This window comes from Streptomyces sp. NPDC036984, from assembly GCF_055607665.1.
Genome location: NZ_JBVJRL010000008.1, coordinates 87,302 through 109,290 on the forward strand (window position 1 = coordinate 87,302; position 21,989 = coordinate 109,290).

General features: G+C 72.2%; 19 protein-coding genes. 15 read left to right on the plus strand and 4 right to left on the minus strand.

Going from position 1 to position 21,989, the window contains the following annotated elements:
* Positions 1-92: 92 nt before the first annotated feature.
* The 3 genes from ACZ7DL_RS17160 (at position 93) to ACZ7DL_RS17170 (ending at position 4,826) form a co-directional block, all read left to right on the plus strand.
* Entirely contained in the window at positions 93-2,447 is a 2,355-nt protein-coding gene (locus ACZ7DL_RS17160) for a HelD family protein (RefSeq protein ID WP_470774982.1), read from the plus strand.
* 388 nt (positions 2,448-2,835) lie between these two features.
* Complete coding sequence (locus tag ACZ7DL_RS17165) at positions 2,836-4,251, plus strand: NAD-dependent malic enzyme (RefSeq protein WP_470774983.1); 1,416 nt, start codon at positions 2,836-2,838, stop codon at positions 4,249-4,251.
* Positions 4,252-4,544: 293 nt separating this feature from the next.
* Positions 4,545-4,826: an HU family DNA-binding protein gene (locus ACZ7DL_RS17170; protein WP_014673024.1), complete on the plus strand. Its 282-nt coding sequence runs from the start codon at positions 4,545-4,547 to the stop codon at positions 4,824-4,826.
* A gap of 150 nt (positions 4,827-4,976) precedes the next feature.
* On the opposite strand, the gene murA is transcribed toward ACZ7DL_RS17170, so the two are convergent.
* On the minus strand, positions 4,977-6,317 hold the full coding sequence (gene murA / locus ACZ7DL_RS17175) for a UDP-N-acetylglucosamine 1-carboxyvinyltransferase (RefSeq protein ID WP_470774984.1): 1,341 nt from the start codon (positions 6,315-6,317) through the stop codon (positions 4,977-4,979).
* A 278-nt stretch (positions 6,318-6,595) separates the two neighbouring features.
* Between murA and ACZ7DL_RS17180 the strand changes: the two genes are divergently transcribed.
* The 7 genes from ACZ7DL_RS17180 to ACZ7DL_RS17210 all read left to right on the plus strand — a co-directional run bounded on the left by ACZ7DL_RS17180 (position 6,596) and on the right by ACZ7DL_RS17210 (position 16,636).
* Complete coding sequence (locus ACZ7DL_RS17180; protein ID WP_470774985.1) at positions 6,596-7,168, plus strand: YqgE/AlgH family protein; 573 nt, start codon at positions 6,596-6,598, stop codon at positions 7,166-7,168.
* A 29-nt stretch (positions 7,169-7,197) separates the two neighbouring features.
* The gene (locus ACZ7DL_RS17185; protein ID WP_143638399.1) at positions 7,198-7,476 is read left to right on the plus strand and encodes a DUF3039 domain-containing protein; all 279 of its coding nucleotides are present in this window, start codon (positions 7,198-7,200) and stop codon (positions 7,474-7,476) included.
* 200 nt (positions 7,477-7,676) lie between these two features.
* Entirely contained in the window at positions 7,677-9,314 is a 1,638-nt protein-coding gene (locus tag ACZ7DL_RS17190) for a beta-N-acetylhexosaminidase (RefSeq protein ID WP_470774986.1), read from the plus strand.
* A 329-nt stretch (positions 9,315-9,643) separates the two neighbouring features.
* Positions 9,644-10,537: an FAD binding domain-containing protein gene (locus tag ACZ7DL_RS17195; RefSeq protein ID WP_470774987.1), complete on the plus strand. Its 894-nt coding sequence runs from the start codon at positions 9,644-9,646 to the stop codon at positions 10,535-10,537.
* Positions 10,534-12,867 carry a 2Fe-2S iron-sulfur cluster-binding protein gene (locus tag ACZ7DL_RS17200; protein WP_470774988.1) on the plus strand — a complete coding sequence of 778 codons (2,334 nt, stop codon included), beginning with the start codon at positions 10,534-10,536 and terminating at the stop codon, positions 12,865-12,867. The genes ACZ7DL_RS17195 and ACZ7DL_RS17200 overlap by 4 nt, the downstream gene beginning before the upstream one ends.
* A complete protein-coding gene (locus ACZ7DL_RS17205) occupies positions 12,864-15,173 on the plus strand; it encodes a xanthine dehydrogenase family protein molybdopterin-binding subunit (protein ID WP_470774989.1) in 2,310 nt (769 codons plus the stop codon). The genes ACZ7DL_RS17200 and ACZ7DL_RS17205 overlap by 4 nt, the downstream gene beginning before the upstream one ends.
* A gap of 305 nt (positions 15,174-15,478) precedes the next feature.
* Positions 15,479-16,636, plus strand: coding sequence for an SUKH-4 family immunity protein (locus ACZ7DL_RS17210; protein WP_470774990.1), 1,158 nt, complete (start codon positions 15,479-15,481; stop codon positions 16,634-16,636).
* A gap of 12 nt (positions 16,637-16,648) precedes the next feature.
* Here the strand turns inward: ACZ7DL_RS17210 and ACZ7DL_RS17215 are convergent, their stop codons facing one another.
* From ACZ7DL_RS17215 to ACZ7DL_RS17225, 3 genes are all read right to left on the minus strand, one after another.
* On the minus strand, positions 16,649-17,437 hold the full coding sequence (locus ACZ7DL_RS17215; protein WP_470774991.1) for a VOC family protein: 789 nt from the start codon (positions 17,435-17,437) through the stop codon (positions 16,649-16,651).
* A 353-nt stretch (positions 17,438-17,790) separates the two neighbouring features.
* Positions 17,791-18,375 (minus strand): P-loop nucleotide/nucleoside kinase family protein, encoded by a 585-nt coding sequence (locus ACZ7DL_RS17220; RefSeq protein WP_470774992.1) that lies wholly within the window; start codon positions 18,373-18,375, stop codon positions 17,791-17,793.
* Positions 18,345-19,103, minus strand: coding sequence for a GntR family transcriptional regulator (locus ACZ7DL_RS17225; protein WP_470774993.1), 759 nt, complete (start codon positions 19,101-19,103; stop codon positions 18,345-18,347). The genes ACZ7DL_RS17220 and ACZ7DL_RS17225 overlap by 31 nt, the downstream gene beginning before the upstream one ends.
* Before the next feature lie 473 nt (positions 19,104-19,576).
* Between ACZ7DL_RS17225 and ACZ7DL_RS17230 the strand changes: the two genes are divergently transcribed.
* From ACZ7DL_RS17230 to ACZ7DL_RS17250, 5 genes are read left to right on the plus strand one after another with little or no spacing between them, the layout of a single operon-like run.
* Positions 19,577-19,846 (plus strand): DUF6284 family protein, encoded by a 270-nt coding sequence (locus ACZ7DL_RS17230; RefSeq protein WP_470774994.1) that lies wholly within the window; start codon positions 19,577-19,579, stop codon positions 19,844-19,846.
* Positions 19,843-20,127, plus strand: coding sequence for a hypothetical protein (locus ACZ7DL_RS17235; protein WP_470774995.1), 285 nt, complete (start codon positions 19,843-19,845; stop codon positions 20,125-20,127). Before ACZ7DL_RS17230 ends, ACZ7DL_RS17235 begins: the two co-directional genes overlap by 4 nt.
* Positions 20,124-21,242, plus strand: a complete 1,119-nt coding sequence (locus ACZ7DL_RS17240) for a conjugal transfer protein (protein WP_470774996.1) — start codon at positions 20,124-20,126, stop codon at positions 21,240-21,242. Before ACZ7DL_RS17235 ends, ACZ7DL_RS17240 begins: the two co-directional genes overlap by 4 nt.
* Positions 21,242-21,583, plus strand: coding sequence for an RRQRL motif-containing zinc-binding protein (locus ACZ7DL_RS17245; protein WP_470774997.1), 342 nt, complete (start codon positions 21,242-21,244; stop codon positions 21,581-21,583). The genes ACZ7DL_RS17240 and ACZ7DL_RS17245 overlap by 1 nt, the downstream gene beginning before the upstream one ends.
* Complete coding sequence (locus ACZ7DL_RS17250) at positions 21,583-21,900, plus strand: hypothetical protein (RefSeq protein WP_470774998.1); 318 nt, start codon at positions 21,583-21,585, stop codon at positions 21,898-21,900. The genes ACZ7DL_RS17245 and ACZ7DL_RS17250 overlap by 1 nt, the downstream gene beginning before the upstream one ends.
* Positions 21,901-21,989: the final 89 nt, after the last annotated feature.

Below are 21,989 nucleotides of genomic sequence, written 5' to 3' on the forward strand. Positions count from 1 at the left end.
CCCCGCGCCCCTGGGGAACTGCCGTCCCGTAGCTTTGAGGGGCCCCCTTCGCGTACGGTTGACGGCTGCCCAGCACGTCAGAAGGGGGCCAGGTGGCCGCTCAGGTTCAGCAGTCCGCGGTCGGCTCGGTACAGGACGCACACGACTCCGTCCGTGACCGGGAGATCGGCATCGAACAGGAACACCTGGACCGGGTGTACCGGCGGCTGGAGGAGAAGATCCACGAAGCCGAGTTCCTGATGCACGACGCGGCCAAGCGCGGCCAGGTCGGCACGCCGGGTGCGCTCGCCGAGCGGGATGCGCAGGTCTTCCGGGCCGGCGTCCATCTGAACCGGCTGAACAACGAGTTCGAGGACTTCCTCTTCGGGCGCATCGACCTGCTCCTCGGCAAGGACGGCAAGAAGGGGCCCGACGGCGCCTACACCGCGGTCGAGCCCGCGGAGGGGGCCGTCCGGCCGGGCAACACCGCCGACATCGCCGAGACCCTGCACATCGGGCGGATCGGCGTCCTGGACGAGGACTACTCCCCGCTGGTCATCGACTGGCGCGCGCCCGCCGCGGCGCCCTTCTACCGGGCCACGCCCGTGGAACCGGGCCGGGTGGTACGGCGCCGGGTCATCCGCTCCAAGGGACGCCGGGTGCTCGGCGTCGAGGACGACCTGATGCGGCCCGAGCTGACCGCCTTCCTCGACGGCCGTGAGCTGCCCGTCATCGGCGACGGCGCCCTGATGGCCGCCCTCGGCCAGGCCCGCGGCCACACCATGCGGGACATCGTCTCGTCCATCCAGGCCGAGCAGGACATGGTCATCCGGGCCCCCGCCGCCTCCATCACCTACGTGGAGGGCGGCCCGGGCACCGGCAAGACCGCGGTCGCCCTGCACCGCGCCGCCTACCTGCTCTACCAGGACCGCAGACGCTACGCGGGCGGCATCCTGATCGTCTCGCCGACCCCGCTGCTCGTCGCCTACACCGAGGGCGTGCTGCCCTCGCTCGGTGAGGAGGGCCAGGTCGCGATCCGCGCGATCGGCTCCCTGGTCGACGGCGCGGAGGCCACCCTGTACGACTCCCCGGCCGTGGCCCGCGCCAAGGGCTCCCGCCGCATGCTGAAGGTGCTGCGCAAGGCCGCCCGGGGCGCGCTGGAGCTGGGGCCCGCCGACACCGGGGCGGCGGACGCGGACAGCGGGCCGCGGCCCTCCGACGGGACCACGTCCCGCCTCCGCGTCGTCGCCTTCGGGCGCCGGCTCGAACTGGAGGCCGACGAGCTGGAACGTATCCGCCGTACCGCCCTCGGCGGAACCGCGCCCGTCAACCTGCTCCGCCCGCGCGCCCGCAAGCTGCTGCTGGACGCCCTGTGGGCCAAGTCCGGCGCCGCCACCCGGCACGCCGACCCGGAGCTGGCCGCGGAGCTGCGCTCGTCCTTCGACGAGGACGTCACGAGCGAGGACTCCTTCCTCGCGTTCCTCGACGCCTGGTGGCCCGAGCTGACGCCGAAGGCGGTACTCGCCGCGATGGCCGACGAGAAGCGGCTCGGCCGCTGGGCCCGGCGGATCCTGAACCCCGGCGAGGTGCGCAAGGTCGCCCGTTCACTCAGGCGCGACGGCTTCTCCGTGCACGACATCGCCATGCTGGACGAGCTCCAGGCGATCCTCGGCGCGCCGGCCCGGCCGCGCAGGAAGCGCGAGCTCGACCCGCTGGACCAGCTCACCGGCCTGGAGGAGCTGATGCCGGTGCGCGAGGAGTCCCAGCGTGAGCGGGCCGAGCGCCTCGCGCAGGAGCGCACGGAGTACGCGCACGTCATCGTCGACGAGGCGCAGGACCTCACGCCGATGCAGTGGCGCATGGTCGGCCGCCGCGGCCGGCACGCCACCTGGACGGTCGTCGGCGATCCGGCGCAGTCCTCCTGGTCCGACCCGGACGAGGCGGCCGAGGCCCGCGACGAGGCCCTCGGCACCCGCCCGAGGCGCCGCTTCCAGCTCACGGTGAACTACCGCAACCCGGCCGAGATCGCCGAGCTGGCCGCGAAGGTGCTCGCGCTCGCCATGCCCGGCTCCGAGGCGCCCTCCGCCGTACGGTCCACCGGGGTCGAGCCGCGCTTCACCGTCGTACGGGACTCTCTGGAGCAGACCGTGCGCGCTGCGGCCGAGCGGCTGCTGGACCTGGTGGACGGCACGGTCGGCGTGGTCGTCGCGATGAACCGGCGCGAGGAGGCCCGGCGCTGGCTGGCCGGGCTCGGCGACCGGGTGGTGGCCCTCGGCAGCCTGGAGGCCAAGGGCCTGGAGTACGACGCGACGGTCGTCGTCTCGCCCGCGGAGATCGCCGACGAGTCCCCGGCCGGCCTGCGCGTGCTGTACGTGGCGCTGACCCGGGCCACCCAGCAGCTGACGGTGGTGTCGGGGGAGCGGGACGAGCCGGACGCGGCGGGGGTTCCGGACCTGCTGCGGGATTAGAACCTCAGGAAGTCCCGGTACGGGAATGGGCTCGCGGGATCCGTTTGTTAGCCTGGACGTGGCACCGGCTCGATCCAAGCCCCCGGGCCCAACCTTTGTCCCTGCGAGGGACCACTTGCCGCGAGGCGAGCATGGCGGGCCGGTGTCATGAACGTGTGGGAGGCCCACGTCACCATGTGACGTGGGCCTCTCGCTTTGCCCCGGCGGACTCTTTCCTTGGCTGATCGTTTCTCGTATGGTGGAAGTGATTTTCCGAAACCGTGCATCTATCGGAACAGCCGCTGTGAACAAAACGTCCGCAACCCTGGGCGGCTATCACGTACTGGCGGGTAGGTGCGACGATCGGACGGCACAACTCGCGACACGGTGAAAGCAGAGGAAGTCGGCCATGGCAACGGCGCCCAGCGTCTCCTACTCGATGACGATCCGGCTGGAGGTGCCCGCGAGCGGAACCGCCGTCTCGCAGCTCACCACCGCCGTGGAGTCCTCCGGAGGCTCGGTGACCGGCCTCGACGTCACCGCGTCCGGTCACGAGAAGCTCCGTATCGACGTCACCATCGCGGCCACCTCCACGGCCCACGCCGAGGAGATCGTCGAGAAGCTGCGCGGCATCGAGGGCGTCACGCTCGGCAAGGTCTCCGACCGCACGTTCCTCATGCACCTCGGCGGCAAGATCGAGATGGCGTCGAAACACCCCATCCGCAACCGTGACGACCTCTCCATGGTCTACACGCCCGGTGTGGCCCGCGTCTGCATGGCCATCGCCGAGAACCCCGAGGACGCCCGCCGCCTCACCATCAAGCGCAACTCCGTTGCGGTCGTGACGGACGGCTCCGCCGTGCTCGGTCTCGGCAACATCGGCCCCAAGGCCGCGCTGCCCGTCATGGAGGGCAAGGCGGCCCTCTTCAAGCGCTTCGCCGGTATCGACGCCTGGCCGATCTGCCTGGACACCCAGGACTCCGACGCGATCGTGGAGATCGTCAAGGCGATCGCCCCCGGCTTCGCCGGCATCAACCTGGAGGACATCTCCGCGCCGCGCTGCTTCGAGATCGAGGCCCGGCTGCGCGAGGCTCTCGACATCCCCGTCTTCCACGACGACCAGCACGGCACCGCCATCGTCGTGCTCGCCGCCCTGACCAACGCCCTGCGCGTCGCGGAAAAGGCGATCGAGAACATCCGGGTCGTCATGTCCGGCGCCGGCGCGGCCGGTACGGCCATCCTCAAGCTGCTGCTGGCGGCCGGCGTGAAGAACGCCGTCGTCGCCGACATCCACGGGGTCGTCCACGCCGGCCGCGAGGACCTGGTGAACGCCCCGGCCGACTCGCCGCTGCGCTGGATCGCCGACAACACCAACCCCGAGGGCCTGACCGGCACCCTGAAGGAGGCCGTGCGCGGCGCCGACGTCTTCATCGGCGTCTCCGCCCCGAACGTCCTGGACGGCGACGACGTGGCCGCCATGGCCGACGGCGCCATCGTGTTCGCGCTCGCGAACCCGGACCCCGAGGTCGACCCGGCGATCGCCCGGCAGACGGCGGCCGTCGTGGCCACCGGCCGCTCCGACTTCCCGAACCAGATCAACAACGTGCTGGTCTTCCCGGGTGTCTTCCGCGGCCTGCTGGACGCCCAGTCGCGTACGGTGAACACCGAGATGATGCTCGCTGCCGCGAAGGCCCTCGCCGACGTGGTCAGCCAGGACGAGCTGAACCCGAACTACATCATCCCGAGCGTCTTCAACGACAAGGTCGCGGGCGCCGTGGCCGGGGCGGTCCGCGAGGCCGCCAAGGCGGCCGGCGCGACGGCCTAGCCACGGCGTGTCGTACGGTGCGGGTGCTGTGAGGATCACCACGGCAGCCCCCGCACCGGCGCGTCGTGGAACCACCTGATGCCGGGCGCGCTCTAGGGTGACGGCCGAGCGGGCGCTTTTCGTGTGACTCCCCAGGGTGTTCTCACGACTCCTACGGGTGCCGGATTGGCTTTCCCGCCGCAGGTAGGGGCAGGATGCGTCCCTGGGCGCGAGCGCATCGGCATCGCAGTGCCTCCTATGCGGCCCCGCCGCGTGGCACACCCCAACGGCAAGAAAAACACGGGAGTAACAACATGAACCGCAGTGAGCTGGTGGCCGCGCTGGCCGACCGCGCCGAGGTGACCCGCAAGGACGCCGACGCCGTGCTGGCCGCGTTCGCCGAGACCGTCGGCGAGATCGTCGCCAAGGGCGACGAGAAGGTCACCATCCCCGGCTTCCTGACCTTCGAGCGCACCCACCGTGCCGCTCGCACCGCGCGCAACCCGCAGACCGGCGAGCCCATCAACATCCCGGCCGGCTTCAGCGTGAAGGTCACCGCGGGCAGCAAGCTCAAGGAAGCCGCCAAGGGCAAGTAAGCGCTCCGCTCTGAGCGCCGTGGGCAACTGCGGGCCGGTTGTGGCTGGTCGCGCAGTTCCCCGCGCACCTTCGGGGCGCGGCCCAGCTGACGATGCCAAAGGGGCGGCCCTCCTTCACGGGAGGGCCGCCCCTTTGGCGTAACGAAGCCGCTAACCGAGCGCCTTGCCCGGCAGCTCGACCTTCGCGCCCAGTTCCACGAGCTTTTCCATGAAGTTCTCGTAGCCGCGGTTGATGAGCTCGATGCCGTGGACCCGGGAGGTGCCCTCGGCGGCGAGCGCCGCGATGAGGTACGAGAAGCCGCCGCGCAGGTCGGGGATGACCAGGTCGGCGCCCTGGAGCCGGGTGGGGCCGGAGACGACCGCGGAGTGCAGGAAGTTGCGCGCGCCGAAGCGGCAGGCGGAGCCGCCCAGGCACTCGCGGTAGAGCTGGATGTGCGCGCCCATCTGGTTCAGCGCGGAGGTGAAGCCGAGCCGGGACTCGTACACCGTCTCGTGGATGATGGACAGGCCCGTGGCCTGCGTCAGGGCCACGACCAGCGGCTGCTGCCAGTCCGTCTGGAAACCGGGGTGCACGTCCGTCTCCAGCGCGATGGACTTCAACTGCCCGCCGGGGTGCCAGAAACGGATGCCCTCGTCGTCGATCTCGAAGGCGCCGCCCACCTTGCGGTAGGTGTTGAGGAACGTCATCATCGAACGCTGCTGGGCGCCGTGGACGTAGATGTTGCCCCCGGTCGCGAGCGCCGCCGACGCCCAGGACGCGGCCTCCAGGCGGTCCGGCAGGGCGCGGTGGGCGTACCCGCCGAGCTTGTCCACACCGGTGATGCGGATGGTGCGGTCGGTGTCCATCGCGATGATCGCGCCCATCTTCTGCAGCACGCAGATGAGGTCCTCGATCTCCGGCTCGACGGCCGCGTTGGACAACTCCGTGACGCCCTCGGCGAGCACGGCCGTCAGCAGCACCTGCTCGGTCGCGCCGACGGACGGGTACGGCAGCCGGATCTTCGTGCCGCGCAGCCGCTGCGGAGCCTCCAGGTACTGCCCGTCCGCGCGCTTCTCGATGGTCGCGCCGAACTGCCGCAGCACGTCGAAGTGGAAGTCGATGGGCCGGCCGCCGATGTCGCAGCCGCCGAGGCCCGGGATGAACGCGTGGCCCAGGCGGTGCAGCAGCGGGCCGCAGAAGAGGATCGGGATACGGCTGGAACCCGCGTGGGCATCGATGTCAGCCACGTTGGCGCTCTCGACGTGCGTCGGGTCCAGCACCAGTTCGCCGGGCTCCTCGCCCGGACGGACCGTCACCCCGTGCAGCTGGAGCAGGCCGCGGACGACTCGCACGTCACGGATGTCCGGAACGTTGCGCAGTCGGCTCGGCTCGCTGCCCAGCAGGGCGGCGACCATGGCCTTCGGCACGAGGTTCTTCGCACCGCGGACACGGATCTCGCCCTCCAGCGGGGTTCCGCCGTGGACAAGCAGGACATCGTCGTTGACGGTCATGAATCTCGCGTTCCGATGAGTTGGTCAGGGGCCGGCCGATCACTGTGCGCAGGGGCCGGGAAGACAGGGTAATCGCCGATTACCCCCCGCCCGTAAGCCCGAGGACGACTCAGCCACGTCATAGCTGTGTCACAACACGAACCGTTCCCTTTCGGGCACATGGGGTCACCGGTGCACGGGGGTGCGCCCGCCCCGCTCCGGTGCGCCCTGAGCTGCGTTCACCCCCGCACCCCCGATTGGCTCCCCACAGCGGGGGAAGATGCGGGATCATGTCTGGCATGACCGAGGTGTCCTCGCTCACAGGGCGGCTGCTCGTGGCCACCCCCGCCCTGGCGGACCCGAACTTCGACCGTGCGGTGGTGCTCCTTCTCGACCACGACGAGGAGGGCTCCCTCGGTGTCGTCCTCAACCGTCCGACCCCGGTGGTCGTCGGCGACATCCTGGAGGACTGGGCCGACCTCGCCGGCGAGCCCGGCGTCGTCTTCCAGGGCGGGCCGGTCTCGCTGGACTCGGCGCTCGGCGTCGCCGTCATCCCCGGCGGCGCGAGCGGTGACGGCGCGCCGCTCGGCTGGCGGCGGGTGCACGGCGCGATCGGGCTGGTCGACCTGGAGGCCCCGCCGGAACTGCTGGCCTCCGCCGTCGGCTCCTTGAGGATCTTCGCCGGATACGCCGGCTGGGGCCCGGGCCAGCTGGAGGACGAGCTGGTGGAGGGCGCCTGGTACGTCGTCGAGTCCGAGCCGGGGGACGTCTCCTCGCCGGCGCCGGAGAGGCTCTGGCGCGAGGTGCTGCGCCGCCAGCGCAACGAGCTGGCGATGGTGGCCACGTATCCGGACGACCCGTCGCTCAACTGATGCGTGTGAGCTTCAGTACCCTTGCTGATATGAGCACTCTCGAGCCCGAGCGCGGGACTGGTACGGGGACCCTCGTAGAGCCGACGCCACAGGTGTCCCACGGCGACGGCGACCACGAGCGCTTCGCCCACTACGTCCAGAAGGACAAGATCATGGCGAGCGCCCTCGACGGGACGCCCGTCGTGGCGCTGTGCGGCAAGGTGTGGGTGCCGGGCCGCGACCCGAAGAAGTACCCCGTGTGCCCCATGTGCAAGGAGATCTACGAGTCCATGGGCAGCGGCGGCGACGACAAGGGTGGCGACAAGTAGGTTCCCGGCCTCCCCGGTGGCCGTGAGATCCCCGGGCGCGTGTCAGGCGCGTCCCGGGGATCTTTCTGTTTTCCGGCCGCCAGGTGGTCCAGACCTCTTGTGGGGCCTCGGTGCAGTCCCTACCCTTCGGGGTGGCGTACGTGTTGTGCAGGGCGGAAAGGGCGTTGCATTGCATGCAACGCGGGTGAGGGGCTGATGTCGTGGACCTGATTCCGGCGCCGCGAGCCGTCGAGGCCCCGTCCGGGTCCGCCGTACCGCTCGGCCACGACACCACACTGTGGGCCGGCCCCGGCACGGAACGCACCGAACGCTGGCTGCGCACCACGCTCGGCGCGGCTCTGGGGCTGCCGCTGCGCCCCGGGCCGCGGGACGCCCGCGACGCGGTGCGGCTGCTCCTGGACGACACGCTGGAACCCGAGGCGTACCGGCTCAGTGCCGTCGCGGACCGGGGCGTGGAGCTGCGCGGCGGCGGGCCCGCCGGCGTGTTCTGGGGCGCGCAGACCCTGCGCCAGCTGCTCGGCCCCGACGCCTTCCGGCGCGCCCCCGTACGGCCGGACGCCGCCCTCGGCGTCCCCTGCCGGACCGTCGAGGACGCCCCCCGCTTCCGCTGGCGCGGACTTCTCCTCGACGTGGCCCGGCACTTCATGCCCAAGGAAGGTGTGCTGCGCTATCTCGACCTGATGGCCGTGCACAAACTCAACGTCCTCCACCTGCACCTGACGGACGACCAGGGCTGGCGGATCGAGATCAAGCGGTACCCGAGACTGACCGAGATCGCCTCCTGGCGCCCGCGGACGAAATTCGGCCACCGCGCCTCACCGCTGTGGGAGCAGAAACCGCACGGGGGTTACTACACCCAGGACGACATCCGGGAGATCGTCGCCTACGCGGCCGAGCGGCATATCAGCGTCGTCCCGGAGATCGACGTACCGGGCCACTCGCAGGCCGCCATCGCCGCATACCCGGAACTCGGCAACACCGACGTCATCGACACCACCGCCCTCTCCGTCTGGGACACCTGGGGCATCTCCGCCAACGTACTGGCTCCCACCGACACCACCCTGCGCTTCTACGAGGGCGTCTTCGAGGAGGTCCTGGAGCTGTTTCCCGCGGACGCCGCCGCGTTCTCGCGGTTCGTCCACGTCGGCGGCGACGAGTGCCGCAAGGAGCAGTGGACCGGGTCCGTGACCGCCAAGACCCGCATCGCGGACCTCGGCCTGACCGGCGAGGACCAGCTCCAGGCCTGGTTCATCGGGCACTTCGACGCCTGGCTCGCCGCGCGCGGGCGCCGCCTCATCGGCTGGGACGAGATCCTGGAGGGCGGGCTCGCGCCGGGCGCCGCCGTCTCCTCCTGGCGCGGCTACGCAGGCGGCATCGCCGCCGCGCGGGCCGGCCACGACGTGGTCATGTGCCCGGAGCAGTACGTGTACCTGGACCACCGTCAGGCCCCGGGCGAGGACGAGCCCGTGCCGATCGGCTTCGTGCGCACCCTGGAGGACGTCTACCGGTTCGAGCCCGTGCCGGAGGGGCTCACCGAGAAGGAGGCCCGGCATGTGCTGGGCACCCAGGCCAACGTGTGGACCGAGGTGCTGGAGGACACCGCACGCGTGGACTACCAGACCTTCCCCCGGCTCGCGGCCTTCGCCGAGGTCGCCTGGAGCCCGCTGCCCGCCCCGGCGGAACGGGACTTCGCCGGTTTCGAACGCCGGATGGCCGCCCATTACCGGCGACTTGACGCCCTCGGTGTCGGCTACCGGCCGCCCACCGGGCCCCGCCCCTGGCAGCGCCGCCCCGGCGTGGCCGGCCGCCCGGTCGACGGGCCGCCGCCGGTCCGCTGAACGACGGCCGTTTCCGGCCGGTCATCGGCGAGCGGCCCTCCCGCACCCTCGAACGGGTCCCTCCGAACCCTCGAACGGGTCCCTTCCGAACCCTCGAACAGGTAACGGAAAAACCCCGGCAGGATCACCGAAGAGTGGCAATCGGTATGCACCGGTGATGCCGTGCGAAAACGGACCATCCCCCCGGTGAGGTGGGCGAACGTCTCCTGGCGCACCCCCGCGTCCGGGCGTTGCGAAGATGTGCCAGAGTTGCGTCGTCCGCCCTGTCAGCACGTACCGTACGGCAACACAGGCGGGACCAGGTGGGGCAGCGGGAAGGGGCAGCCGGTTTGACCACGCACGTACCGCAGGCGGCGCAGGCCGTCACGCTGCCCACGACACTGGACGAGGCCGTGGCGGCCCTCACCGCCATGCCCACCGCCGTCCCCGTGGCGGGCGGCACCGACCTGATGGCCGCCGTCAACTCCGGCCAGCTCAGGCCCGCCGCGCTGGTGGGCCTCGGCCGGATCAACGAGATCCGCGGCTGGCAGTACCTGGACGGCCACGCGCTGCTCGGCGCTGGCCTCACACACGCGCGGATGGGCCGCCCCGACTTCGCGGCCCTGATCCCGGCGCTCGCCGCCGCCGCGCGCGCCGCCGGCCCGCCGCACATCCGCAACGCGGGCACCCTGGGCGGCAACATCGCCTCGGCCGCCCCCACCGGGGACGCGCTGCCGGTGCTGGCCGCCCTGGAAGCGACGCTGATCATCGCGGGCCCGGGCGGAGCCCGCCGGGAGATCCCGGTGTCGCACCTGCTGGCCGGCATGGAGATGCTGCGCGGCGGCGAGCTCATCGGCTACGTGCGCGTACCGCTGCTGCACGCCCCGCAGGTCTTCCTGAAGGCGACCGGACGCACCGGCCCGGGCCGCGCGCTGGCCTCCGTGGCCCTCGTCCTCGACCCCGCCCGGCGCGGTGTGCGCTGCGCCGTCGGGGCCATCGCACCGATGCCGCTCAGGCCCTTGGAGGCCGAGCAGTGGGTCGCGCGGCTCATCGACTGGGACAACGACCGCGCCCTCGTCCCGGAGGCCCTGCACGCCTTCGGGGAGTACGTCGCCGCGGCCTGCATCCCCGACCCGGCCCCCGAGCCCGACGGCTCGGTGACCCCGCTTCCGCCCGCCGTACTGCACCTGCGGCGCACCGTCGCCGCGCTGGCCCGACGAGCACTGGGGAGGGCGCTGTCGTGACCGACGACCAGCACGGAGAGGGCACGCCCCAGGGCGGCGGACGCTGGAACCCGCTGCCGCAGGGCGACTACGACGACGGCGCCACCGCCTTCGTCGAACTCCCCGAAGGCGGCATCGAAGCCCTGCTGTCCGGCGACAGCCCGCTGGCCGCGCCCGGACACGGCTATGTGCCGCCGCAGATAACGGCCACCCACGCCGACGGCGCCACGGATGCCTGGCCCGCGCCCGGCGGCGGTCAGTGGCCCGACCCGAACGCCATGCCGGCCCCGCCGCAGACCGCGGACGACCGGTTCACGTACCAGCCCGGTGCCACCCAGCACTGGACCTTCGAGGAGCCCGCGGCCCCGGCCGCCCCGGGGCACGACGTCACCGGGCAGTGGTCCATCCCCGTCGCCGGGGGCGACCTTCCGGACGAGTCCGGCGAGTACACCACGTCCTCGCTGGTCGAGCAGTGGGGCGGCACCCCGCCGGCCACACTGCCCGGCGGTGCGCCGGCGCCCTGGGCGACGGACGGCGCGGGCCGCTCCTGGGACACCCCGGCCGCCCCGCGGCCCGCCGCCGGCCACCCCGGCCACCCGGCCCTCCCGGACCACACCGGCGCCCACCCGGCGGGCGGCGCGCAGCCGTCGGCACCGGACGCGCACGCCACGGACGACGCGTATGCCGCGGACGACGCGTATGCGCCGGAGGACGGGTACGGATCGGAGGACGCGTACGGGCCGGAGAACGGGTACGAGTCGGAGGACAGGTACGCGTCCGAGGACGGGTACGTCCCGGCGGGCGGCCACGGCCCTGACGGCGGGTACGAGCGCGGCCCGGCCGGTCACGCGGACCACGGCCGCGGGGGGACCGGGCAGCCGGAGGCGGGGCCCGCGGACGGGGAGCACGCCGAGGCCGGGCACGGGGCCGCGCAGGACGGGCACACCGGTGCCGGGCATGCGGACGGCGGGTATGCCGACGGCGGGCCTGCGGACGGCGGTTACACCGGTGCCGCGCACGTCGGTGCCGGGCATCCGGACGACGGCCACGGCGACTTCCGTCCGGCCGGACCCGGTCACGCCGAGCACGCCGGTCACGCCGGGCACGGGGCCGACACGCCCGAGGGCATCGTCACGCACACCGCGCCCGCCGAGCCGCTCCCGGACGTGCACCAGCACGCCGAGCCCGGTACGGCGCCGGACGCGGACGCCCATGGCCTCACCGAGGCCCCTGGACGCCCCGCTGACGGCCCCGCGGACCACGACCGGCCCATGGACCCCGCCGCCGCCCCGCAGCCCGCGACAACGCCGGCCACGGACGGCACGGCGGCACCCCACGGCCCGGCCGCAGCCGACGACGCCGCGGCAGCCGACGACGCTGCGGACCCGGCCGGCCCGGTGGTGCCCGACGACTCGGCGGGAACGCCCGGCACCACGGCAGCGGCCGGCGACCGAGCCGACGCCGCCGCTGCTCCCGCGGCTTCGCCGTCCACCGACCCGGCCGCGCCGGCGCACGCGCCCGTGCCGGACGAAGCGGCCCTGCCCGACCGTGACGGTGCCCCCGAGAGCCCGGTGCCCGGGCCGGAGGGCGCCGCCGAGGGTGCCGAGCAGCCGTCCGTGCCGCTCTCGCCGCACGACGACCACCCCCTCGCCTCCTACGTCCTGCGCGTCAACGGCACCGACCGCCCGGTCACCGACGCCTGGATCGGCGAGTCCCTGCTGTACGTGCTGCGCGAACGGCTCGGCCTCGCGGGCGCCAAGGACGGCTGCTCACAGGGCGAGTGCGGGGCGTGCAACGTGCAGGTCGACGGCCGCCTGGTGGCCTCCTGCCTGGTCCCGGCGGCCACCGCGGCCGGCAGCGAGGTGCGGACGGTCGAGGGGCTTGCCGCCGACGGACAGCCCTCCGACGTCCAGCGGGCGCTCGCCCGGTGCGGTGCCGTTCAGTGCGGTTTCTGCGTGCCGGGCATGGCGATGACCGTCCACGACCTGCTGGAGGGCAACCCGGCGCCGACCGAGCTGGAGACCCGGCAGGCCCTGTGCGGCAACCTGTGCCGCTGCTCCGGTTACCGGGGCGTCGTGGAGGCCGTCAAGGAGGTCGTCGCCGAACGCGAGGCGACCTTGGCCGGCCCCGAGACGGACATGGACGAGGCACGTATCCCGCACCAGGCGGGCCCCGGCTCCGGCCGTGTCCACCCGTCGGCGTTCGAGGCGCCGGGCGCCTTCGACACCCCGCAGACCGCCCCGGAGGGTTACGACGCACACGGCGGGGCGTACGGCGACACGCCGGACCCGTACGGCGCGCCGCCGGGACCGCAGGACCAGCACTACGGCCAGGACGGAGGCCAGGCGTGAGCAACGAAGCCGGCACCGCGACCACCGCCGCGGAACCCGCCCCCGAGGCCGAGCCGCTGCCGCACGGCCTCGGCTCCTCCCTGCCGCACGCCGACGCCCGCGCCAAGACCGAGGGCACCTTCCCGTACGCGGCCGACCTGTGGGCCGAGGGCCTGCTCTGGGCGGCCGTGCTGCGCTCCCCGCACGCGCACGCGCGCATCGTCTCCATCGACACCACCCACGCGCGCGAGATGCCCGGCGTCCGTGCCGTCATCACCCACGAGGACGTGCCCGGCACGCCCCGTCACGGCCGGGGCACGCCCGACCGGCCGGTGTTCGCCTCCGAGGTCGTACGGCACCACGGCGAGCCCATCGCCGCGGTCGCCGCCGACCACCCGGACACCGCGCGGATGGCCGCCGCGGCCGTCATCGTCGAGTACGAGGTGCTCGACCCCGTCACCGACCCGGAGCAGTCCTTCGAGGCCGAGTCGCTGCACCCCGACGGAAACCTGATCCGGCACATCCCGCTGCACCACGGCGACCCGGAGGCGGTCGGCGACGTGGTGGTCGAGGGGCTGTACCGCATAGGGCGCCAGGACCCCGCCCCGATCGGGGCCGAGGCCGGCCTCGCCGTGCCGCGCCCCGACGGCGGGGTGGAGCTGTACCTGGCCTCGACCGACCCGCACACCGACCGCAACACCGCCGCCGCCTGCTACGGGCTGTCCCCCGATCGGGTGAAGATCGTCGTCACCGGGGTGCCCGGCGCCACGGCGGACCGCGAGGACCCGGGCTTCCAGCTGCCGCTCGGCCTGCTCGCGCTCAGGACCGGCTGCCCGGTGAAACTCACCGCCACGCGCGAGGAGTCCTTCCTCGGCCACGCCCACCGCCACCCGACCCTGCTGCGCTACCGCCACCACGCCGACGCCGAGGGCAAGCTGGTCAAGGTCGAGGCGCAGATCCTGCTGGACGCGGGCGCGTACGCCGACACCTCCGCCGAGGCCCTGGCCGCCGCCGTCTCCTTCGCGTGCGGCCCGTACGTCGTCCCGAACGCCTTCATCGAGGGCTGGGCCGTGCGCACCAACAACCCGCCCTCCGGCCATGTGCGCGGCGAGGGCGCCATGCAGGTGTGCGCCGCCTACGAGGCCCAGATGGACAAGCTGGCGAAGAAGCTCGGCCTGGACCCGGCCGAACTGCGCCTGCGCAACGTCCTGGCCACCGGTGACGTCCTGCCGATCGGCCAGACGGTGACCTGCCCGGCACCGGTCGCCGAACTCCTCCAGGCGGTACGGGACTTCCCGCTGCCCGCGCTGCCCAAGGACGCGCCCGAGGAGGAGTGGCTGCTGCCCGGCGGCCCCGAGGGCGCGGGCGAACCGGGCGCGGTGCGCCGGGGCGTCGGCTACGGCCTGGGCATGGTCCACATGCTGGGCGCGGAGGGCGCCGACGAGGTGTCCACGGCGACGGTCAAGGTCCACGACGGCATCGCGACCGTGCTGTGCGCGGCCGTGGAGACCGGGCAGGGCTTCACCACCCTGGCCCGGCAGATCGTCCAGGAGACCCTCGGCGTGGAGGAGGTCCACGTCGCCCCCGTCGACACCGACCAGCCGCCGGCCGGCGCGGGCTGCCGGGGCCGGCACACCTGGGTGTCCGGTGGCGCGGTGGAGCGGGCGGCCAAAATGGTCCGCACGCAACTGCTCCAGCCCCTGGCGCACAAGTTCGGGATGTCCACCGAGCTGCTCCAGATCACCGACGGCAAGATCACCTCGTACGACGGTGTCCTCTCGACGACCGTCACCGAGGCGATGGAGGGCAAGGAGCTGTGGGCCACGGCCCAGTGCCGCCCGCACCCCACCGAGCCGCTGAACGCCTCCGGCCAGGGCGACGCCTTCGTGGGCCTCGCGTTCTGCGCGATCCGCGCGGTGGTCGACGTCGACGTCGAGCTGGGCTCGGTCCGGGTGGTGGAGCTGGCGGTCGCCCAGGACGTCGGCCGGATCCTCAACCCGGCCCAGCTGGCCGCCCGTATCGAGGCCGGCGTCACCCAGGGCGTGGGCATCGCCCTCACCGAGAACCTGCGCACCCCGCGCGGCCTGATCCGCCACCCCGACCTGACCGGTTACGCCCTCCCGACCGCCCTGGACGCCCCCGACGTCCGGATCGTCAAACTGGTCGAGGAACGGGACGTGGTCGCCCCCTTCGGCGCCAAGTCGGTCAGCGCGGTCCCGGTGGTGACGGCCCCGGCGGCGATCGCCTCCGCCGTCCGCGCCGCCACCGGCCGCCCGGTCAACCGCCTCCCGATCCGCCCGCAGGCGGCCGTGGTCACGGACCGGTGAGCACGCCGGCGGGGAGCCGCGCCAGGAACCGCCGCCCGGCGTCGGCAAGCTGATCCTGCGGATCCTGGTGTTCGCCGTGGCGGCGCCTGCCGTGGCGCTGGGCGGCATCCGCTTCACGTGGCCCCGGCGCCGGCCGCAGAGATCCGCGCGGCCACGCAACGGGCCCGGCCCGCCGGACGTCCTTCCTGGTGAGGGCCGTTGTCAGTGGGGCGGCGTAGTGTCCTGAGCAGTGGGGCACCTGCCCGGGGGCCGCGTACGACGGTGTGCGCACGCCTGGCACGCACGGGGAAGATCGCGGGGGAGCGATGAGCACGACCGACGCCGAAGTTCCGGCGATCACGCTGACCGAGGCGGAGCTGGGCCGGCATGTCACGCACGCGCCGACACGCGGCCTGCTCACCGGTGCCGGCCTGCCCGCCCGGACCGACCTGCTGACCTTCTCCCCGCTCCGCCGGCACGGCCTGCGCACGCTCGCCGACGCCGCCGACGCCCCCTTCCGCCTGGCGGAGGAGCTGCGGGGCCGCCTGGTGATAGGCGAACTGCTCACCCCGGCCGGCATGGAGCGCGAGTCGATCCTGCTCGACGGTGCCACGGGCGAGATCACGACGGCCTATCTCTTCGACCCGTCCGGCCAGCGCCCCTTCGCACCCTGCCTGACCACGTTGCTGCGCTTCGCCGCGGTCACCGAGGAACTGGCCGGCCTGCGCGGCCGGTTCGCCTCCCTGGCGGGGCACTACGGCCCGAGGACGGTCGCCGAGGCCACCCGCCGCCTCCTCGCGCTCTTCGAGGAGGACACGGACGGCGATGTCCCGCCGTACTGGAAGGCGGCGGCCGTGATCCGCCCCCTCGCCCTGGTCGCCCGGCTCGGTGGGGCCTCCGGCCTCACCCTGGACGTCCCCGCGCGCGTCCTGGACCAGGAGTTCGGCCACGGCCGGGTGGCCCGCTTCGAGGAGGTCGACTTCCCCGGAACGCTCACGCACGAGCCGACGCGCCGCTTCCTGCGCGAGACGGGGCTGCCGGAAGAGGCGGTGTTCTTCCGCACCGACGCGGACGTCCCGCTGCCGACGCTGCGGGAGTACTTCACGCAGGAGCGCGCCGACTACCCCCTGGAGAAACTCCCGGCCCACTGCGACCACTTGATCCGCCTCGGCCACCTCCTGGAGGACAACAGCCTGGTGGTCGACGGCAGAACGGGCGCGGTCCTGACCTTCGACGAGCCGGACGCGACGCTCCACGCCCTCAACACCGATGTCTCCACCCTGGCCTTCACGATCTGGCTCCTGCACCACGAGCGCACCATCGACATTCACTTGGCCCGCGAACTGGCGACGACCGCCTACGACCAGCTGGCCGCCGCCATGATCCACACCCTCAACAGCCTGGACCCCACCGGCACCCTGCCCGACGCGGCCTGGCACTACTGGACGGAACTCTTCCAGGACGAGGCGGGCGGGGTGCTCTGACGCCAGGCCCGGTCAGGCCGCGGCACTCGTGATGACGGCGAAAGGGGCACCGGCGGGGTCGAGGAACATGGCGAAGCGGCCGATGCCCTCCGCTTCGGCGACCGGGATGATGACGGTGGCTCCGGCCTCGGTGGCCCTGGCGACCGTGGCGTCGCAGTCACTCACCTCGAAGTACGGATGCCACTCCGGCGTCGATCCCGCATCGAGGTTCTCCCGGGGCAGCTGCATCAGCCCGCCGTGGGCCGCCTCCGCACCACCGCCGGACGGGGTGAGAACCGTGTACGTCAGCTCCGGGGTCATCGGCACATCGTTCGTCTGCCAGGAGAAGACCGACCCGTAGAACGCCTTCGCCGCGCCGGCGTCGGTGGTGTAGAGCTCCACCCGGGACAGGCTGTTGGGGACGCCGACGACCTCCAGGCCGTTGGTCCCGCGGGGCTGCCACACGGCGAAGTCCGCACCGGCCGGGTCGGTGAACGCAGCCATCCGCCCGAAGGCGAAGACGTCCACCGGGGCCACCCGGACCCTGCCACCGCCCTGCTCCACGGCCTTGGCGGTGGCATCGGCGTCCGCCGTGTGGAAATAGACCGTCCAGGAGGGGCTCGCGCCCTCCTCGGTGAGCGGGCCGAGCCCGGCGACCGTCCTGTCGTCCTGCCGGAAGAAGCCGTAGCCACCCGCCTCCGGGCCCGCCGACTCGAACCTCCAGCCGAAGACGGCGGAGTAGAAGGCGACGCTCGCGTCCGGGTCCGGGCTCCCCAGATCGAGCCAGTTCGGAGCGCCGGGCACATACGTGGTCGTCAGCATGGTGTGGTCCTCCACCCAGATTCGGGGACACCGCGTCTCTCAGTGGTTCTCGGTTCCGCACGAGGAACGACCACGACCCCCCGAGGTTTCGCCCCGCACACACGAAGGGCGGCACCCCTTCCATGGGTGCCGCCCTGTCGTTCTGCCTGGTGAAGGCACTGGAGGCCGTGGCGGGATTCGAACCCACGTAACTCGCTTTGCAGGTTTGTCTCCGCAGGTCAGACGGCAATTCGATGCCGTTCAGACCCGTTCAATCCCGTCGCCTCACCCATCGCACGAACCGCTGTGAACGGCTCTGGACGGGGGTGAATGAGACGGAAACTGAGACGGGCGTCGCCCGGTTGACCTGCGCGTCAGTCGCCTGCGGGGCGAGGTTCGAGGCCGTCCAGAGCGGCGATGACGGCCGCTGCATCGCCGTCGTACAGGAGATGCGGTTCGTCAGCCTGCGGGGGGATGAACCGCTTTCGGTACCGCTGTAGGTCGCTCTCGGAGAAGTAGATGGAGTTCGGGTCGTTCTCGTGCTGTTCGTTGCGCTTGCTGACCCTGGCCCACAGCTCATCGTGGCTGGCCGCGAGGTAGACGAGTATGGGGGTGGCTCCTGCATCGGCGGCGACGCCCTGCCATCTAGCCCGGTCTTCCGGGGTCCAAAAGCCATGGTCAACGACTACGTCATGCCCTGCCTTGAGCTGGTCTCGCAGCTCAAGGGCCACATCTTCGAGTACTGGCCGTTCGAGGGTCGGGAAGGTGCCCCGGGGGAAATCGACCCCGTAGACGCCGTGCCGGCGGTACATCTCTTCATCCGGGCACAACCGTACGAATCCGCGAGCGGTGAGGGTGCGGGACAGGGTCGTCTTCCCTGAGCCGGGAAGTCCGGCCATAAGGACACAGACCGGCGGACGAGTGCGCGTCACGGGGAGACCTCCGATTCTGTGCGCCATGTACGACCGGGACCGCCGAGGTCCACGCCGTACTCCACGATGTTGCCCTCACTGTCCACGAACTTTGCCGTCATGACGACCACTGGTTCCGCCGGCGGGTTGTCAGGGTCAAGCTCCAAAAGCCGTGCGTACTCCGGGGTAAGTAGGCGGGCCGAAGCGGTGTCGATTCGGTGACTGATCGGGTGGCCGGTCGCTTGGGCGATGAGCTGAAGCGACGTTCCCCCTGTCAGACGCTTGCTCGCTGCTAGCTGGGGAATCAGCTTGCCGTATCGAGCAGGGATCCACGATGTGCTGTGGGCGACGATGCCGTGCCGGTCCCGGTAGACCCGGCTACGGCGGACCACGTCTGAGCCGGGCTGAATGTCCAGCGCTTGGGCCACCTCATCGGGCGCGGGTACGACGGCCGCCTGATGAGAGTCAGACCTCTCGCCTTGCCCCCAACTAGAGCCGGTACGGCGTCCCCGGTCCTGGCGCTGGGACCCCGACGACATAGGCGAGGGCTGATCCAACACCTCGGTCCCGATGCCGTGAATCCCTCGCACAAGCCCGTCGTTGCGTAGCTTGCGCAGCGCTTTCTCCGCTGTCGCGGTGCTCACTGCCCACTCTTCAGAGAGCTTCTTGATGCTCGGCAAGAGGGTCCCTGGCGGTAGCTGACCAGTCGAAATCTGCTCCGCGTAGTGGGCGGCAATCCTGGCGTACGGGGCGCGATTGTCGGCCTGGCCTGCCATGACGCTTGCTCCTTGTCGTCACTTCCCTGAGGTTCCCTACCTTACCGCTTGACACCGCAGGGAACCCTAGGGAACCTTAGGGATGTGCCCGCCGGTCAGTGGGACCGATCGGAGGGTGCTGGACCTGACGTGCCTGCTCAACCGGCTCTGTCGAGGTCAAGGGGCCCGGGACAGAGCGGGCCGAGGGCGCACCCGACCCTTTGCATTCGGGAGGGCTTAGGCCGAAAGGTCACGTCTCCATACGCCTACAACGGGGTCATTTCGCACTACCTGATACGGGTGCGGAACCCCCGAAGGGGACACCTGCAAGACCCCATCGCCGCAGTTCACTGCGGCCGGTTGCCTCCGCTGCTCGTCTCGTACGAGCAGCGCTGAGGGGAGCCGGACATCCCGACTTCAACGGCGCGCGGCCCCGGTGCTGGAACACCGGGGCCGCTGTTCGGGCCGTTCCTGTGTGAGAGGAACCAGACCCAATGAGCCACATCGTCACTGTTCAGGACGCTGTTACGGCGTTCGCCGACTTCATGGAGCCGACGGACGTGGAGCTGGACGCGATCGAGCAGGAGCTGCCGCTGATCCTGGCGGAGGTCGACTTGCTGGACGCGCAGATCATCACCCTGGACCGCACGCCGAGCGAGCTGGACGAGCGCCGCATCCGCCGCGCCCGCCAGCGCGTTCTCGCCGAGCGGGCCGCGCTGGCGAACCGCGCGGCCACGGTGAGCCTGCCCGGGGGTGCGGCATGAGCGGGTCGGCCGTACGGATCGACTGCCTCCCGGAGCCGGTCGTAGCGCTGCTGCGCGCGCTCCGGGACGCGCTGGACATCCCGTTGCCGGGTCTGACCGACGCCGACGAACGCGCCTACAGCAGGCTCATGCAGGACAGGACCCGCGAGGTGGGTGTCGTCCTGGCGTGTGTGCTGGAGGAAGGCCACGACATCGGCCCCGCCGCCGACAGGCTGAACGTCTGGACGGCCCAGCGGCCGGTCACCTACACCCCCTGGATCGATAAGGGGAGTGCGGCATGAACCGCAAGCTGACCCGCTCGCAGACGGTGGTCCTGAGCGCGGCGTTCGTCATCATGGCCGGCGTCGGCGGGATCGGCGGGTACGGCACGTTCTCCAACATCGGGCATGCCTACGGCACCGGTACCGCGCTGGGTGCGGTGGCTGCCGGTGAGGGCGCCACGGCCGTTCTGGGGCTGGTCCTGCTGGGGCTGACCATGCTGGGGCAGTCCTCGCCCCGGATGGTCCGGATCGGGCTGTGGGCGCTGCCGGCCGCTGCGTCGGTGATGGCGGCGATGGCCGGGCCGGACGCCGGCCGGACCGTGATCTACGCCGTGACCCCGATGGGCATGTGTGTGTCGGCGGAGGGGATGGCGTTCCTGGCCCGCCGGATCGTCGTCCACACCGATGGCCGCGACGCGGAAGCCGAGGCCCGTACGGCTGCTGTCGTGCGGCAGTTGGCCTATCACCGGGCCGTGGCCGCCAACCACCCCAGCAACCGTGTTAGGAAGTGGTCCGAGCGCAAGTCGTGGCGTCTGGCCCGCAGGGTCGGCACTGGCGACCACACGCTCGGAACGCGGCTGCTGGACGTCCAGCGCGACCGGATCACGTCGGGCGCGGACGCGGCCCTGGCGGAGATGTTCACCGCCCCGATCGAACTGCCTGCGCCCCCGACCGCCACCCCGATCGATACTCCCGACGCGAATGCGGAGGAATCGCCCCAGGGTGGGATGTTTCAGTCGGTGGCTGACCTGCCGGAATCGGCTCCGGTCAAGGTGACGCTGACCCGGCTTCCGATGCCCGATCCCGTTCCCGCCGATGCCGGGAAGTCGACCCTTCCACTCAAGCCTGTACGCGCCCTCGCGGCCCCGATCGGATCGGCCCCGGTCACCCCGATCCAGCCGAAGCGGTCGGTGGCGGCGGAGTCGATTCGGCCGCTCCGGGCGACGTACCGGGTACCGGAGGCGGCGAAGACGCCGCGCGTGCACCGCACGCCGGAGCAGCTTCTCACCGAGGCCCGCACCGTGGCGGCCGACTGGCCCAAGGTGACCGCCGAGGGCATCCGGCGGGCCCTGCACGTCTCACCGGCCAAGGCGCGCACCCTGCGAGATGCGCTGCTGGCTGAGCGGGCCGCGTGATGGGTGCCCTGCCGGTCTACCGGTGGCGGCTCGCCCCGGACGGCTACGCCACCCGCCGTCAGCTCCGTGCGCGGGGCCTGCGGCCGGGTGGTCAGCCGGTGGCCGCGCAGCTCGAACGCCCGCGCCGGCGCAGGGGCCCGCTGGTCGCCTACCTCTACCGCGTCGACCTCGCCAAGCCCGTCCGGCCGATGACGCCGGCACGGCGGGCGGCGCTGGCGAAGGCGAATCGCGCCCGCCGCATCTGCCCGCAGTGCCGCACCGATGCGGGCTACGTCATCCCCTTGTCGCTCGGCACCTGCGTGCCCTGCGCTTCCCCTTCTACCTCGCCGAGGAGTGCGTGATGGGCAAGCCCGACACCCGCCGCCTGGACCGCGAGATCCAGCAGAACGAACGCAAGCTTGAGGCAGTGCAGAACCGAGAGCTGTGGCCGCTGGACGGCCGCGAGCGCCGCGCCGTGCTGGGCGCGGTCGTGTCCGGCACGCGCAGCCTGCGCCGGGGCGACGGCACCGCCCGCGCGGACCGGAAGATGGACACCGCCTGGCAGAGCGCCGAGACCCGGCTGATCGCGGAGATCGCCGCGTTGAAGACCGAGCGGCAGCGCATCGTGAACGAGGCCGCCGCCGCCAAGGCCGCGAAGAAGTCGTCCGGGTGGTGGTGACCATGTCCCGGACCGTGCCCGTCCTTGACTCGCACTTTCACTGCCCGGACTGCGGGCCGCTGGTCTTCGGTGTCACCCGGGCCATTTGC